Here is a 14,461-nt window from a genome sequence, read left to right as displayed (position 1 = left end):
AGACACCGCTCCAGAAGTCACCCCGGAAATTCGCTCCGGCGAGTCGGCTGGCGTGGCTTTTGAGAACCGGAGCGGAGCGGACATTGAGGTCCGTGAGCACCGGAAGCGCAGAAAGTCGCGTCAGACGGCCGCCGGAGTAGAATTTACGCCTACATCAGGAGGTTGGGCAGGAAGAGAGATATCTGCGGGAACAGGATCAGGATCGCGACGAGGATCAGGATGGTCGCGATGTGCGGCAGCGCCTCGACGAGATACTCGTCGATGGTGCAGTCGAGAAGGCCGCAGACGGTGAACATGGCGACGCCGACCGGCGGCGTCATGCCACCGAAGGTGACCATGGTCATCATGACGATGCCGAAATGCACCGGGTCGACGCCGAGCTGCAGCACGATGGGCAGGAAGATCGGCGTGAGCAGCAGCACCAGCACCGTCGCCTCGATGAAGCAGCCGGCGATCAAGAGGAAGACGACGATCAGCAGCAGGATCACCGTCGGGTTCTGCGTCAGGCTGAGCATGCCGCCGGCTATGGCCTGCGGCGCCTGATCGAAGATGATCGCATAGCCCACCATGCCCGAGAACATGATGATCAGCACGATCAGGCCGTTGTCGATCACCCCGTGCAGCAGCGCCTCCATGGCGCCCTGCCACGTCAGCTCGCGGTGGAACAGCACGCCCACCACCACCGCGTAGACGACGGCGAAGGCGCCGACTTCCGACGGCGTGAACACGCCGCTGCGGATGGAGACGAGCAGCGCCACCGGGAAGAACAGCGCCCACTTGGCGTCCCAAACGGCGCTGCCGACGGCCTTCCAGCTCGGCCGGCTGGCGGTGGCCGAGCGGTAGCCGCGCTTGCGCGACACCATCCACACCGTGAACATCAGGCCGGCCATCATCATCAGGCCGGGAATGACGCCGGCCAGGAACAGCCGGCCGATGGAGACGTTGCCGACGAAGCCGTAGAGGATCAGCCCGAGGCTCGGCGGGATGGTGGCGGTGATCAGCGAGCCCACGGCGATGGTGGCGGCGGTGAAGCCCTTGGAATAGCCGTTGCGCACCAGATCCGGGCCGAGGATGCGCGCTTCCATGGCGGCATCGGCGACGGCCGAACCGGAGACGCCGCCCATCAGCGTCGACAGCACGATGCACACCTGCGCCATGCCGCCCGACATCCAGGAGACCAGCACCTCCGAACATCGGATCAGCCGCGAGGTGATGCCCGTCTTGTTCATCATGTGCCCGGCCAGCACGAAGAAGGGCACGGCGAGCAGCGGGAAGCTCTGCGAAGCCGAGGCCACCTGCTGCACGCCGATCGACGCCGGCATCACCTGGGATATGGCGAAGAAGGAAAAGCCGGAGATGCCGATGGCAAAGGCCACCGGCGCCCCGACGATGAGAAGCCCGAAGAACAGGCCGATCAGAAGCAGCATTTCGCCGGTCATAGTTCGCTCTCCCCGGCGGCGGCCAGCGCCTCGTCCTTGGATCGGGTGGGCGTGAACACGAGAACGGGCCGGCCGGTGGCGGTGCGGATCGCCTCGATGAGCTGGCCCGACAGCGTGATGGCCAGGAGCAGGCAGCCGATGGGAACGGCGGCCGTGACATAGGCATAGCTGATGCCGCTGTCGCCGAACTGCCGTTCCAGGTTCAGCATCACCAGCTTGTAGCCGAGGTAGCTGAGCGACAGCAGAAAGACGAGGATCACCGCGCCGGTGGCGATGTCGAGGTAGACCCGCTGGCGGGGCGGAATCCAGCGCACGAACAGGTCGACGGCGATCAGGCCGCGCTTGCGCATCGCCATGTCGGCGCCGATGAACGAGGCCCAGACGAACAGCAGCTGCGCCACGTCCATCGACCATACGAGCGGATATCCGAACCAGCGCATGACGCCGGCCATGAAGACGAGTCCGACCATGGCCGCGAGCAGAACTCGCGCCACGACGGACTCCACGCGCATGATCGCTGAGGACATGACGCAGGCTCCGGAAAGGTCAGGGCATCGGACCCGAAAGGACGAAATCGGGCTTTGGAAAATCCGATGCGGCAACGAGGGGGCAGGATCGCCGCGCCTCCGTCAGGACACGCAGCGATCCGGGCATTACTCGGCGAGAATGGCGTCGACCTGCTTCTTGAGATCGGTGTAGCCGAGCTTCTCGTAGACGCCCGCCGTCGCTTCCTTGAACGGCGTGACGTCGATTTCGTTGATGGTCATGCCGGCGGCCGCCATCTTGGCCTCAAGGTCGACCAGCGCCGCCTCGGTGCCGTGCGAGGCGACATCGCCGGCCTTCAGCGATTCTTCCTTGAGGATGGTCTGCAGGTCGGCCGGCAGCGCGTCGAACCAGGCGGCCGAGGTGACGAGACCGGTGATCAGGTTGAAGTGGCCGGTCTTGGTCAGGTACTTGGTCACCTCGTAGAGGCGCGAGCCGTAGGCGGCGGGATCCTGCGCCTCGACGGCGTCGATCACCTGCGTCTGCAAGGCCGAGTAGACGTCGGCCCAGGCCATCGGCGCCGGCGTCGCGCCCATCGCCTTGACGGTTTCGGTCCAGACGGGCGCGCCCGGCGTGCGCATGCGGATGCCCTCAAGATCGGCCGGCACCTTGATCGGCTTGTTGGTGAGCAGATGCCGTTCCCCCTGCCACCAATTGAACGACAGCACCTGCAACTGGGCGCCGTCGTGCAGCTTCTTGGCCATGTCGTCGAGCAACGGTGAGGTCACCACCTTGCGGATGCCGTCGTAGCCCGAGGCGAGATAGGGACCGGACAGGACGCCGAAATCCTTGACGAACACGGCGAGGCGACCGCCGTCGACCACCACGGCATTGCCGGCGCCGGCGCGCGCCTGCTCCAGCACGTCCTCGTCCTTGCCGAGCTGCGAGCCGGGGAACAGGCGGATGGCGAGCCGGCCTTCCGACCGCGCCTCGACGTTCTTCTGCAACTCCTCGAGGCCCTTGTAGAGCGGGTCGGAGGTGGTCAGCGCGGTGTTGACGTTGAGCGTGTAGTCGGCAGCCGAGGCAACGCCGAGCGACGAGACGGCAAGGGCCATCCCGCAGGCAGCCGTCAATGCGGCCCGAGACAGAAATCCCATGGGTTCCTCCCAAGAAGACGAGGGCGCCATTCCTCCATGCGCCTCGTTGACGAGTAGTATGGTAGACGTCTAGAATGGCATCGGCAATCAAAAACTGAGGCCGGCAGCGGCCCGATGGAAACAACGTGGATTGCCGGGTGGAGAGGCGCTCGCAGCCAGCAAACGACATCGCCGGTCCATTGGATACTGGGCGGCGAGGTGAAAACCGTGTTTGCTGTCAATCGGCAAAGCGAGTGTCTCGCCTCGATCGACGGGGCGGGACCCTATGGGAGGTATTTCGAATGTCCGAGGCGATAGGCCAGTTCACCCTGCACCCCGACCGGCTGTTTCCGGCCGATCCGACGACGCGCGCCATCGCCCGCGACCTCTATGCCGGCGTGGCGACGCTGCCGATCATCAGCCCGCACGGCCACACCGACCCCGCCTGGTTCGCCGACGACCAGCCCTTTTCCGATCCCGCCAGCCTGTTCGTCATCCCCGACCACTACGTCCACCGAATGCTCTATTCACAGGGCATCCGGCCCGAACAGGTGGGCGTGCCCCGGCTCGACGGCGGCCCGGCGGAAACCGACAAGCGCAAGATCTGGCGCCTCCTCGCCGAGAACTTCCACCTCTATCGCGGCACCCCGTCCTATCTGTGGCTGACCCACGCCTTGCAGACGGTGTTCGGCATCGCTGAGGCGCCATCGAAAGACAACGCTGACCGGCTCTACGACACCATCGACGCCGCGCTGAAGACGCCGGAGTTCCGGCCGCGCGCCCTCTTCGAGCGCTTCAACATCGAGGTGATCGCCACCACCGAAAGCCCGCTCGACGACCTGCGCCACCACCGCAAGATCCGCGAGAGCGGCTGGAAGGGCCGCGTCGTCACCGCCTTCCGGCCCGACGCCGTCGTCGACCCAGCCTTCCCCGGCTTTGCCGACAATCTTGAGGTGCTCGGCCGCCTCACCGGCCACGACACCGCGACCTACAAGGGCTATCTCGCCGCGCTCGCCGACCGTCGCCGCTACTTCATGGAGGTGGGCGGCGCCACGTCGACCGACCACGGCCACCCGACCGCCCGCACCGCCGACCTCCGGGCGGAAGACGCCGCCGCCCTCTACGCCCGCGTCCGCACGGGCGGCGCTTCGGCCGAGGAGGCCGAGCTGTTCCGCGCCCAGATGCTGACGGAAATGGCAGAGATGTCCACCGTCGACGGGTTGGTCATGCAGATCCACCCCGGCGCCCGCCGCGACCACAACCCGGAAATCTTCCGCGCCTTCGGCAAGGACAAGGGCGCCGACATTCCCGGCCCCACCGGCTATGTCGAGGAGCTGCGGCCGCTGCTCGCCCGCTTCGGCAACCGCGCCGACCTCACCATCATCGTGTTCACGCTCGACGAGACGGTCTATGCGCGCGAGCTGGCGCCGCTCGCCGGCCACTACCCCGCGCTGAAGCTCGGCCCGGCCTGGTGGTTCCACGACAGCCCCGAGGGCATGCGCCGCTATCGCGAGCAAATGACGGAGACGGCCGGCTTCTACAACACCGTCGGTTTCAACGACGACACCCGCGCCTTCCTGTCGATTCCCGCCCGCCATGACGTCGCCCGCCGCGTCGACTGCGCCTTCCTCGCCCGCCTCGTCGCCGAGCATCGCCTCGGCCTCGACGACGCGCACGCGGTGGCCCACGACCTCGCCTATCGCCTCGCCAAGACGGCCTATCGGCTCTGACCGGGGAGATGAACGACATGTCCGATCCGACACCCGCCGCCGACCGCCTCGGCACCGCCCGCCTCGCCACCCTGCCCGCCGCCGTCGCCCGCCCCGGCTACGACCGCTCCAAGGTGACGCCCGGCATCGTTCACCTGGGGCTCGGCGCCTTTTCCCGCGCCCACCTCGGCGTCTACACCGACGACGTGCTGGCGTCCGGCGCCACCGACTGGGGCATCGTCGGCGTCAACTTGCGCTCGCCCGCCATCGTCGACGCCCTGAAGCCGCAGGATGGGCTCTACACCCTGCTCTGCCGCGAGAACGGCGACGACAGGCTCCGCGTGATCGGCGCCTTCCTCGACGTGATGAATGCCGCCACCGAGCTCGACGCCGTGCTCGAGGCGATGGCAAAGCCCGAGATCCGGGTCGTCACCATCACCGTCACCGAGAAGGGCTACTGCCACGATCCCGCCACGGGCCGCCTCAACGAGGCGCATCCGATGGTGACGGCAGACCTTGCCGACCCCATGCGTCCCCGCAGCCTGCCGGGCCTGATCGTCGAGGCGCTGCGTCGGCGACGGGATGCCGGCGTGCCGCCGTTCACCGTGCTCTCCTGCGACAACCTGCCACAGAATGGCAGGATCACGCGGGCCGTGGTCGCCCGCTTCGCCCAGTTGCGCGACGCCGACCTCGGCCGCTACGTCGCCGATGGAGTCGCCTTCCCCTCCTCCATGGTCGATCGCATCACGCCGGCCACCAAGGACGCGGACCGGGCCACCGTCGCCGCCGGCCTCGGCCTCAATGATGCCTGGCCGGTGGTGGCCGAACCCTTCCGCCAATGGGTGATCGAGGACCGCTTCCCGACCGGCCGACCGGCCTGGGAGAGCGCCGGCGCCATCCTGACTGACGACGTCCATCCCTTCGAGACGATGAAGCTGCGCTGCCTCAACGGCGCCCATTCGACGCTCGCCTACCTCTCGGTGCTCGGCGGCATCGAGACGGTGGCCGAGGCCATGGCCGATCCGCTGTTGCCCAAGGTGATCCGCCAGCTGTGGGACGACGACATCATCCCCACCGTGCCGCCGGTACCGGGCACCGACGTGGCCGCCTACACCCGCGACCTCGAAGCGCGCTTCCGCAATCCGGGCATCCGCCACCTCACCTTGCAGATCTCGTCCGACGGGTCGCAGAAGCTCGGTCCGCGCCTGCTTGCGCCGGCCGCCGAGCGCATCGCCGTGAAGAACGCGCCAAGGGTGGTGCCGCTGACGGTGGCCGCCTGGATGGCCTTCCTGCGCCAGGGCGACGACCAGGGCCGCGCATGGCTGGTGGCCGACCCGATGGCCGCCCGCCTGACGGCCATCGCCCGGGAGCACAAGGACGACCCGGCGGCGCTGGCCGACGCGCTGTTCGCGGTCGGCGAGATCTTCCCGCCCGTCATTGCCGGCGACGCGCCGTTCCGCAAGGCGACGACGCAGCACCTCAGAAGCCTGCTCGACCGCGGCCTCGCCGCCACGCTCACCGCCTTCCTGTTCCGATGATTTCGGCCCACCGTTTCCCTGGAGGATTCCCACAATGAAAGAGACCTGGCGCTGGTTCGGCCCCGATGATCCCGTCAGCCTTCAGAAGGCCCGGCAGGCCGGCGCCACCGGCATCGTCACCGCCCTTCATCACATGAACCAGGGCCAGGTTTGGACGGTGGACGAGATCGAGAAGCGCAAGGCCGAGGTGGAGGCCGCCGGCCTCACCTGGTCGGTGGTCGAGAGCATCGGCGTCGGCGAGGAGATCAAGACCCGCACCGGCAACTACCGGGAGAAGATCGACAACTACAAGCAGTCGATCCGCAACGTCGCCCGCTCCGGCGTCAAGACCATCTGCTACAACTTCATGGTCATCACCGACTGGAGCCGCACCAACCTGATGTTCCGCCTGCCGAACGGCGGCTACGCGCTCCGCTACGACAAGGTGGATTTCGCCGCCTACGACCTGTTCGTGCTGAAGCGGCGCGGGGCGGAGGTGGACTACACCGAGGCCGAGATCGCCGCCGCCAAGGCGCGGCTCGCCGCCAAGAGCGAGGCCGAGGTGGCCGAGCTCGAACGCAACCTGATCGACTGGCTGCCGGCCCGCGACTTCGCCTACACCCGCGACAGCTTCCGCGACATGCTCGGTCTCTATTCGGAGATCGGCGTCGAGGATCTGCGCGCCAACCTCGTGGAGTTCCTCAGCGAAATCACCCCGGTGGCCGAGGAGGAAGGCGCCCGCCTCTGCATCCATGCCGACGACCCGTCCTTCCCGATCTTCGGCCTGCCGCGCGTCATGTCGACGGCCGACGACGTGAGGAAGATGTTCGCGGCAGTGCCTCAGGAGGCCTGCGGCCTGACGCTCTGCACCGGCTCCTTCGGCTCCAACACCAGGAACGACCTCGTCGCCATGGCGAACGAGTTCGGACCGCGCATCCACTTCGTCCACCTCCGCAACGTCACCCACGAGGCGGACGGCTCGTTCTACGAGGCCGACCATCTCGGCGGCGACACCGACCTGATCGGCGTGGCAGCGGCGATCCTGACCGAGGAAGAGCGGCGCCGCTCCATCGGCCGCGCCGATGCCGAGATTCCCTTCCGGCCCGACCACGGCCACCTGATGGGCGACGACATCGGCCAGAAATCCAACCCCGGCTATTCCTTCGTCGGCCGCCTCAAGGGCCTCGCTGAACTGCGCGGCGCCATCAAGACCATCGAAGCCTTCCGGAGCGGCCGCGTCTCCTGACGCTGAGCCGCCGATTCGAGCCTTCCTGATCGGGGCGGATGCCCGGCAACCTCGCTGGCATCCGCCCCTTTTTCGTAACCGGTCGAAACTTAGCGAATCGACTAAGTTTTCACTTGCACCCACATCGGCGATCGGCAATAGTTAGCAACATGACTAAGCATGATCCCGATCTCTCCCTGCTCTTCCATGCGCTGGCCGACGCCACCCGCCGGTCGATCCTGACCCGCCTCGCCGAAACGCCGGCACGGGTCACCGACCTCGCCGGGCCCACCGGCCTCAGGCTGCCCACGGTGATGCGGCACCTTGCCGTGCTGGAGGAAGCCGGGCTGATCGTCACCTCCAAGGACGGTCGCATCCGCACCTGCGCCATCGTGCCCGAGGCCATGGAACCGGCCCGGACATGGATGGACGACCAGCGAGCCATCTGGGAAGGCCGCCTCGACCGGCTGAACGCCTATGTGATGAACGTGATGAAGGAGCGCGCAGAATGACACCGAGCACCGATCATGCAATGCACGACGCGACGAAGGGACGCTTCGCGACGCTGACCTTCGAGCGTCAGGTGGCCGCGCCGCCCTCGATCCTCTGGCAGGCCTGGACGGCCCCGGCGGCGCGGGCCGTCTGGGCCGCCCCGTCACCGACGGTCACCGTGGAGTTCATCGAGGCCGACACCCGGGTGGGCGGGCGCGAGATATCGCTCTGCAAGGTGGCGGGACAGCCGGACATTCGCTGCGAGTCCGGCTGGCTGGAGCTGCGGCCGGCGGCGCGCAGCGTCAACTACGAGGTGATCTCCTCGGAGGGCGTCACGCAGTCGGCGGCGCTGGTGACGGCCGAGATATCGGGCACCAACGATAACAGCCGTCTGGTGGTCACCGTGCAACTGTCCTCGCTGGCCGAAGACATGGAGGCCGGCTACCGGCAGGGCTTCGGCGCCGGCCTCGACAATCTCGTCGGCGTCGCCCAGCGCACCATGATCCTCCAGCGGGTGATCAAGGCGCCGCGCAGCGTCGTCTGGGGCGCCTGGATGAACGTGGAGGCGCTGCCGCAATGGTGGGGGCCGGACGGCTTTTCCTGCCGCACCAAGCGGATCGACCTCAGGACCGGCGGCGAGTGGGTGTTCGACATGATCGGGCCGGACGGCCACGTCTACCCCAACCACCATCTCTATCACGACGTCCGCCGCGAGGAGCGGTTCGGCTACACGTTGCTCTGGGGCGAGAACGGCCCCAAGCACGCCGACGCCTGGGCCTCGTTCGAGGACGAGGACGGGGCGACCAGAGTGACGCTCGGCATGGTCTTCACCACTGCCGCCGAGTTCCAGGAGGCCAAGGGCTTCGGCGCCATCGAGCTGGGATTGCAGACGCTGGGCAAGCTGGACCGCTTCATCGCCTCCCGCTGACGGCGCCCGACGCCACCCTATCGCCCGAGATTGGTGCCGGTGGCGAACCGGCGCCGCCCCTTGCCTGCACAATGGCAACGTTGCAAAAAGACTTTCGTGAAAACAAGGAGATAGAACGGCCGGGCACGCCCCCGTTTCACCTGAATATGGCTGGACAGCCGGCGCGGAGGTATGCCATGGTAGTATCTCACTCGGAGATACGAACGTGCCGCCAACTGCCGCCGCCGGTTATGAGCTCGACCCCAAGCTGCCCATCGGCGCCCAGGTCTATGGCCTCTTGAAGCGGATGATCATCGGCCTCGTCTTCAAGCCCAACGAGGCCCTGAGCGAGAAGGAACTGGCCGTCCGCCTCGGCGTCAGCCGCACCCCGGTGCGCGAGGCCTTGATCCGCCTCGCCGACGAAACGCTGGTCGACGTCTTCCCCCAGCGCGGCACCGTCGTCTCTCCCATTCGCGTCGCCGAGGTGATGGAGGCGCAGTTCCTGCGCGAGGCGCTGGAAGCCGCCGTCGCCCGCCGCGCCGCCGAACAGCCCTCGGCCACCCTGATCCGCGACCTCTCGCGCCTGATCGACGACCAGCACCGCGCCGCCAACGCCGGCTCGCCGGAAGACTACATGCCGCTCGACGAGGCCTTCCACCGGGCGATCAGCGAAGGCACCGGCCTGCCCCGTTCCTGGCGTCTCATCCAGAGCGTCAAGGGCCAGATGGACCGCGTCCGCTTCCTGAGCCTGCCCAACAAGGCGCACATGCTGCTGCTCACCGAACAGCACGCCGAAATCTTCAAGGCCATCGAAACCCACGACCCCAACCGCGCCGAAGCCGCCATGCGCCACCACCTCAAGGAAGTCCTGAAGACCATCCACGAACTGGCCGCGGAAATGCCGGCGATCTTCGCGTGAGGGGATGGAGGCTGTCTCGGTTCGCGCCGAAACGTCTGAGTTCGTCCATCTGGGCGACGATCGGCGGAGCATAACCGAATACCCGCTCAGGAACGGGTTGCGGTTGATAAGCGCGCGCGCCCGATTGTCGCGATGCTGATGATCGAAGAGTATGTCCGCTTGCTCGATAGTCGGCGGCGGCACTGCGATTTATGCCGAGGTGAGACAAGCAAAACGGGAATGGCTAGCGGCGAGCTCAACTGGATCGGCAACTTCATAGGAGCATCGCCGATGACGTGTTGCGAGGCCTCCATGTTCGCGGCCAGGACTGATGACGAGGAGATAGCCGCCTGACGACGCCGGTTCCCGCCAATCCGAAGATCTACCACATCACCCACGTCGACAATCTTGCCTCGATTGTCGCCGACGGATGCGTGTGGCCGGACTCGGTGATGGCAAAGCGGGCGGATACCGCCGTTATCGGCAATGGCGAGATCAAGGCCGATCGGCTGCACTTGCCCGTCGCGTGTCACGCCGGCACCAGTGTCGGCGATTACGTGCCCTTCTACTTCTGCCCTCGCTCCGTAATGCTCTATGTCATTTCGAAGCGGAATCATCCCAATGTTGCCTATCAGGATGGGCAAGGTTCGGTCGTGCATCTGATGGCCGACATGCGCGAGGTGGTCGAGTGGGCTGAGGAAAACAGGCGGCGCTGGGCGTTCACCGACATCAACGCGGCCAACCGCGCTGCGGATTTTTACGGCGACCTGGCGATGCTCGACCAACTGAACTGGGACGCCATCCATGCGCAGAGTTGGGTTTCCTGCCGCGATCACAAGATGGCTGAGTTTCTGATGCACCAGAGCTTCCCGTGGGAGCTCGTCAAGGGTATCGGAGTTCATTCGGAGAGAGTGGGAGCGCTGGTTGTCGCGACAATTGGCAAGGCAGCGCATCGACCGACGGTGAAGGTAAAACCGGACTGGTACTATTGAGGGAGGATGGCGATGATTGAGTTCAAGACAGGCGACATTCTCCAGGCGGACGTGGAAGCGCTCGTCAACACGGTGAATTGCGTCGGCGTCATGGGGCGAGGCATCGCCCTGCAGTTCAAGAACGATTTCCCTGAGAACTTCAGGGCCTACGAGGCCGCCTGCGCGCGCAATGAAGTGCAGCCGGGCCGGATGTTCGTGTTCGAGACGCGGACCATGACCAATCCGAAGTTCATCATCAATTTTCCGACCAAGCGTCATTGGCGCGGCAAAAGCCGGATGGAGGATATCGATTCCGGCCTGAAGGCCCTCGTCGCGGAAATCCGTGGTCGCGGCATTCGTTCGATCGCCATCCCGCCGCTCGGCAGCGGCCTCGGAGGCCTCGACTGGTCGGAGGTGCGCCCACGCATCATCGAAGCCCTGCGCGACCTCGACGATCTCGACGTGATCATCTTCGAACCGAACAGCGGGCCGGTCGCCACGAAGTCGCGCGACGTGCCCGACATGACACCGGGTCGCGCCGCCCTCGTCGCGCTGGTGCAGCGCTATCTCGGCGGCTTGATGGATCCGTTTGTGACGCTGCTCGAAATCCACAAGCTCATGTATTTCATGCAGGAAGCGGGCGAACCGCTCCGCCTCAGATATGCCAAGGCGCCCTACGGCCCCTATGCCGAGAACCTGCGTCACGTTCTGCGCGCCGTCGAAGGCCATCTCGTAACGGGCTATGCCGATGGCGGAGATGCTCCCGACAAGCAGATCGAACTGGTGCCCGGAGCGGTAAAGGATGCGGAAGCCTTCCTCGCCGACAAAGGCGAGACGGTTGCCCGGTTCGACCGCGTCGCCGACCTTGTCGAGGGCTTCGAAACGCCATTCGGCCTCGAACTGCTCGCGACAGTTCATTGGGTGGTGAAGAACGAGCAAGCTGCCACCGCCGACGAGGCGACGATTCGGGTCCACGCCTGGAACGACCGCAAAAAGCGGTTCTCGCCCCGCCAGATCGGCATCGCCTTCGACACCCTCAGCGCCAAGGGCTGGATTGCCGCCGCGTGAGCAGCGGCGCCTCGGAAAAGGGCCCTGAGACCTTAATCATCGCCGATGATGACGAACCGCTGGGCGGGGACTGCATGGCCACGAGATTTCCCCAATAAGCCAGAGCCGCTCGCCGGATGCACGACTGGCGCCGGCTACGCGGCGACGGCTTTCCTGAGGTCCAGGCGGAAATGCCCCGGGCCGACCTCGTCGAACAGCACGGTATCGCCGACGGCGGCGCCGGTGCTCTCGAAGAAGCTCTTCACGAAGTCCCGTTCGCGAATGAACTTGCGCGGGCGCCCATGGCGCGACTTGGGAATCTCCGCCGTGACCTTGAGGCTCTTGTAGTCGAGGCGGATCGCCCTCGGCGGCTTGGCCGGCACGCCCTCCACCTCCTCCGTCAAACGCCCGAGAACGGCCGTGATGTAGATGTGGAAATTCTTGAGGTTCCCCTCGGTCAGCTGGCTCTCGTAAACGGGCATGCTCTGTCTTCCTGGCTGTCGCCGGCTTGGTGCCGCGCCCATTCGGCGCGAGTGCGGTCGAGCAGGAGTCTGGCGGGTTGGTCGTTCGGATACCGGAGGACCGCCATGAAAGCCAGGGCAAGCGCCGCCACGGCTCAAGCGACCGGGCGGATATAGTAGCACGCCAAGGCCGGTGAGCGAGGGGATGCGGTAAATTTCGGTCGGCACTGCAAGGTGCCCCTACCCCGCCACCCAAGGCGGGCAAGCGCCACTTGGACCCTTCGTCAGCGCTCGCTTTCGGGCGTCGACACCAGCCAGGCGGCGGCGCTCTCGCCAATCGGCGGCGAGCCCCGCGCGGTGAAACACGGGACGACGTTGGCGATCTGGGGCAACGGCGGCGCGCCGCTGTTGGTGAGGATGATCGAAAGGGTGATGGTGCTGCAGCCAAGCTGCTCCGCTTCGTGGACGACGGTGGTATTGCATGAGGACGAAAGGCCGCATTGCGGCCGATGCGACGGCTCATCATGGGAACCGACGTCGAGAAACCAGACTTCCCAAACGGTTATCGGCGCGTCATCCGCGTAAGCGCGTAGTTGACTCGCCTGCCCGCCATCCACCATGCATTGAACATGCGAATGAGATGCAAAAATGATCTGCGGCCGGCCATCCTGCCGTTGTCTGTTCTGGCGGTCTGGCTGATCGCCTCCTCGGCCGGTTTGACCAACGCCTACCTGCTGCCCTCGCCGGGGCGTATCGCCGAGGCGGCCGGCGAGCTTCTGGCCGACGGCGAGCTGCTCCGGCACATTGCCGCCAGCCTGTGGCGCGTGCTGTTCGGCTTTGCCCTCACCGCCCTCCTCGCGCTGCCGCTGGCCTTTCTCACCGGCATCTTCGCGCCACTCGGCGGCTATCTCAGCTGGATTCTCGAGGCGCTGCGCGTCACGCCGCCCTTGGCGCTGGTGCCGCTCCTGATTCTCTGGCTCGGCATCGGCGAGGCGTCGAAGCTGACCATCGTCGTGCTGGCGAGCTTCTTCCCCGTTTACATGAACGCCCTCGCCGGCATCCGCGAGGCCGACGGCAAGCTGATCGAACTTGCCCGTACCCTCGACCTCACCCGCCGCGAGACGGCGCTGCACGTGCTGCTGCCGTCGGCGCTGCCCGGCATCGTCAACGGTCTCCGGCTCGGCTTCGGCTACAGCTGGCGGGCGCTGGTCGGCGCCGAACTGGTCGCCGCCTCGGCCGGCCTCGGCTACCTGATCATCGACGCCAGCGAAATGGCCCGCACCGACCGCGTCTTCGTCGGCATCTTCGCCATCGCCGCGCTCGGCGCCCTGACCGACTGGCTGTTCCGCCGCGCCGCCGCCCGGCTGATGCCCTGGCGCGCCGACGCCGGCCGCGTCAGCGGACTGGAGGGCTGACGCCGTGTACGGCCTGACCATCACCGGCCTCCGTCGCCGCTTCGACATCTCCGGCCGCTCGATCGACGCGCTGGACGGCATCGACCTCACCATCACTTCGGGCGAGCTTCTGGCCGTGGTCGGCCACAGCGGCTGCGGCAAGACCACGCTCTTGCACCACGTCGCCGGGCTGCAACGCGCCGATGCCGGCACGATCGCCTTCGAGGGCGCCGATGGGCCGGCCGCCAGCGCCCGCTTCGGCATGGTGTTCCAGGAGCCGCGCCTGATGCCGTGGAAGACGGTGCGCGGCAACCTCGAACTGGCCCTGAAGCGCATCGCCAGCGGCGCCGAGGCCGACCGCCGCATCGCCGATGCGCTGGAAACCGTCGGCCTTGCCGCCTTCGCCGACGCCTGGCCGCACCAGCTGTCCGGCGGCATGGCGCAGCGCGTGTCGCTGGCCCGCGCCCTCTGCCGCGATCCGGACATCCTGCTGCTGGACGAACCGTTCGGTGCCCTCGACGCACTGACGCGCAGCCGCATTCATGGCGAGTTCGCCGCCATCCGGCTGCGCCGCCCGCTGACCACCATCCTGGTCACCCATGACATCGCCGAAGCCGTGCGCCTTGCCGACCGCGTCGCCATCATGCAGGCCGGGCGCCTCACCGCCATCTTCGACATCGACCTTCCCCACCCCCGCCCGTTGGCGGCGCCCGGCCTTGCCGAACAGGTGGCCACCATCACCGCCGCCGTTCTCGGCGACACCATTTCCCAAGCATAATCAA

Annotated in this window: 15 protein-coding genes; 10 read left to right on the top strand and 5 right to left on the bottom strand. The window is 66.7% G+C overall.

Annotated features, from left to right (window positions below; translation table 11 throughout):
- Positions 1-149: 149 nt before the first annotated feature.
- From QQZ18_RS22165 to QQZ18_RS22155, 3 genes are all read right to left on the bottom strand, one after another.
- Positions 150-1,439, bottom strand: a complete 1,290-nt coding sequence (locus QQZ18_RS22165) for a TRAP transporter large permease (RefSeq protein ID WP_284543172.1) — start codon at positions 1,437-1,439, stop codon at positions 150-152.
- A complete protein-coding gene (locus QQZ18_RS22160; RefSeq protein WP_284543171.1) occupies positions 1,436-1,966 on the bottom strand; it encodes a TRAP transporter small permease in 531 nt (176 codons plus the stop codon). The genes QQZ18_RS22165 and QQZ18_RS22160 overlap by 4 nt, the downstream gene beginning before the upstream one ends.
- Before the next feature lie 126 nt (positions 1,967-2,092).
- The gene (locus QQZ18_RS22155) at positions 2,093-3,079 is read right to left on the bottom strand and encodes a C4-dicarboxylate TRAP transporter substrate-binding protein (protein ID WP_284543170.1); all 987 of its coding nucleotides are present in this window, start codon (positions 3,077-3,079) and stop codon (positions 2,093-2,095) included.
- 281 nt (positions 3,080-3,360) lie between these two features.
- On the opposite strand from QQZ18_RS22155, the gene uxaC reads away from it, so the two are divergent.
- The 8 genes from uxaC to darG all read left to right on the top strand — a co-directional run bounded on the left by uxaC (position 3,361) and on the right by darG (position 11,845).
- Positions 3,361-4,788: a glucuronate isomerase gene (uxaC, locus tag QQZ18_RS22150; RefSeq protein ID WP_284543169.1), complete on the top strand. Its 1,428-nt coding sequence runs from the start codon at positions 3,361-3,363 to the stop codon at positions 4,786-4,788.
- 17 nt (positions 4,789-4,805) lie between these two features.
- Positions 4,806-6,305 carry a mannitol dehydrogenase family protein gene (locus QQZ18_RS22145; RefSeq protein ID WP_284543168.1) on the top strand — a complete coding sequence of 500 codons (1,500 nt, stop codon included), beginning with the start codon at positions 4,806-4,808 and terminating at the stop codon, positions 6,303-6,305.
- Between the two features lie 34 nt (positions 6,306-6,339).
- Positions 6,340-7,530: a mannonate dehydratase gene (uxuA, locus tag QQZ18_RS22140; RefSeq protein WP_284543167.1), complete on the top strand. Its 1,191-nt coding sequence runs from the start codon at positions 6,340-6,342 to the stop codon at positions 7,528-7,530.
- Between the two features lie 149 nt (positions 7,531-7,679).
- Entirely contained in the window at positions 7,680-8,021 is a 342-nt protein-coding gene (locus QQZ18_RS22135) for an ArsR/SmtB family transcription factor (protein WP_284543166.1), read from the top strand.
- Positions 8,018-8,929 carry an SRPBCC family protein gene (locus QQZ18_RS22130; RefSeq protein ID WP_284543165.1) on the top strand — a complete coding sequence of 304 codons (912 nt, stop codon included), beginning with the start codon at positions 8,018-8,020 and terminating at the stop codon, positions 8,927-8,929. The genes QQZ18_RS22135 and QQZ18_RS22130 overlap by 4 nt, the downstream gene beginning before the upstream one ends.
- Before the next feature lie 205 nt (positions 8,930-9,134).
- On the top strand, positions 9,135-9,827 hold the full coding sequence (locus tag QQZ18_RS22125; protein WP_284543164.1) for a GntR family transcriptional regulator: 693 nt from the start codon (positions 9,135-9,137) through the stop codon (positions 9,825-9,827).
- 329 nt (positions 9,828-10,156) lie between these two features.
- Positions 10,157-10,798, top strand: coding sequence for a type II toxin-antitoxin system toxin DNA ADP-ribosyl transferase DarT (darT, locus tag QQZ18_RS22120; protein ID WP_342398942.1), 642 nt, complete (start codon positions 10,157-10,159; stop codon positions 10,796-10,798).
- A 12-nt stretch (positions 10,799-10,810) separates the two neighbouring features.
- Positions 10,811-11,845 carry a type II toxin-antitoxin system antitoxin DNA ADP-ribosyl glycohydrolase DarG gene (gene darG / locus QQZ18_RS22115; RefSeq protein ID WP_284543163.1) on the top strand — a complete coding sequence of 345 codons (1,035 nt, stop codon included), beginning with the start codon at positions 10,811-10,813 and terminating at the stop codon, positions 11,843-11,845.
- A 134-nt stretch (positions 11,846-11,979) separates the two neighbouring features.
- On the opposite strand, the gene QQZ18_RS22110 is transcribed toward darG, so the two are convergent.
- Together QQZ18_RS22110 and QQZ18_RS22105 are read right to left on the bottom strand one after the other, a co-directional pair.
- Positions 11,980-12,306 (bottom strand): hypothetical protein, encoded by a 327-nt coding sequence (locus tag QQZ18_RS22110; protein WP_284543162.1) that lies wholly within the window; start codon positions 12,304-12,306, stop codon positions 11,980-11,982.
- 263 nt (positions 12,307-12,569) lie between these two features.
- Entirely contained in the window at positions 12,570-12,905 is a 336-nt protein-coding gene (locus QQZ18_RS22105; RefSeq protein WP_284543161.1) for a hypothetical protein, read from the bottom strand.
- A 15-nt stretch (positions 12,906-12,920) separates the two neighbouring features.
- On the opposite strand from QQZ18_RS22105, the gene QQZ18_RS22100 reads away from it, so the two are divergent.
- Together QQZ18_RS22100 and QQZ18_RS22095 are read left to right on the top strand one after the other, a co-directional pair.
- Positions 12,921-13,700: an ABC transporter permease gene (locus tag QQZ18_RS22100; RefSeq protein WP_284543160.1), complete on the top strand. Its 780-nt coding sequence runs from the start codon at positions 12,921-12,923 to the stop codon at positions 13,698-13,700.
- A 4-nt stretch (positions 13,701-13,704) separates the two neighbouring features.
- Positions 13,705-14,457 (top strand): ABC transporter ATP-binding protein, encoded by a 753-nt coding sequence (locus tag QQZ18_RS22095; RefSeq protein ID WP_284543159.1) that lies wholly within the window; start codon positions 13,705-13,707, stop codon positions 14,455-14,457.
- Positions 14,458-14,461: the final 4 nt, after the last annotated feature.

Origin of the sequence: Pleomorphomonas sp. T1.2MG-36 (assembly GCF_950100655.1) — a bacterium.
GTDB lineage: Bacteria > Pseudomonadota > Alphaproteobacteria > Rhizobiales > Pleomorphomonadaceae > Pleomorphomonas.
The sequence above is the reverse complement of the archived record's forward strand: the minus strand, read 5'-3'. Positions and strand labels throughout refer to the sequence as shown.

What these genes read in the sequence shown, in the direction of transcription:
- QQZ18_RS22110 (WP_284543162.1), bottom strand. Translation starts at nt 12,306, where the DNA reads ATGCCCGTTTACGAGAGCCAGCTGACCGAGGGGAACCTCAAGAATTTC.
- uxaC (WP_284543169.1), top strand. Translation starts at nt 3,361, where the DNA reads ATGTCCGAGGCGATAGGCCAGTTCACCCTGCACCCCGACCGGCTGTTT.
- darG (WP_284543163.1), top strand. Translation starts at nt 10,811, where the DNA reads ATGATTGAGTTCAAGACAGGCGACATTCTCCAGGCGGACGTGGAAGCG.
- QQZ18_RS22160 (WP_284543171.1), bottom strand. Translation starts at nt 1,966, where the DNA reads ATGTCCTCAGCGATCATGCGCGTGGAGTCCGTCGTGGCGCGAGTTCTG.
- QQZ18_RS22135 (WP_284543166.1), top strand. Translation starts at nt 7,680, where the DNA reads ATGACTAAGCATGATCCCGATCTCTCCCTGCTCTTCCATGCGCTGGCC.
- QQZ18_RS22165 (WP_284543172.1), bottom strand. Translation starts at nt 1,439, where the DNA reads ATGACCGGCGAAATGCTGCTTCTGATCGGCCTGTTCTTCGGGCTTCTC.
- QQZ18_RS22145 (WP_284543168.1), top strand. Translation starts at nt 4,806, where the DNA reads ATGTCCGATCCGACACCCGCCGCCGACCGCCTCGGCACCGCCCGCCTC.
- uxuA (WP_284543167.1), top strand. Translation starts at nt 6,340, where the DNA reads ATGAAAGAGACCTGGCGCTGGTTCGGCCCCGATGATCCCGTCAGCCTT.
- QQZ18_RS22130 (WP_284543165.1), top strand. Translation starts at nt 8,018, where the DNA reads ATGACACCGAGCACCGATCATGCAATGCACGACGCGACGAAGGGACGC.
- QQZ18_RS22105 (WP_284543161.1), bottom strand. Translation starts at nt 12,905, where the DNA reads ATGGTGGATGGCGGGCAGGCGAGTCAACTACGCGCTTACGCGGATGAC.
- QQZ18_RS22100 (WP_284543160.1), top strand. Translation starts at nt 12,921, where the DNA reads ATGAGATGCAAAAATGATCTGCGGCCGGCCATCCTGCCGTTGTCTGTT.
- QQZ18_RS22155 (WP_284543170.1), bottom strand. Translation starts at nt 3,079, where the DNA reads ATGGGATTTCTGTCTCGGGCCGCATTGACGGCTGCCTGCGGGATGGCC.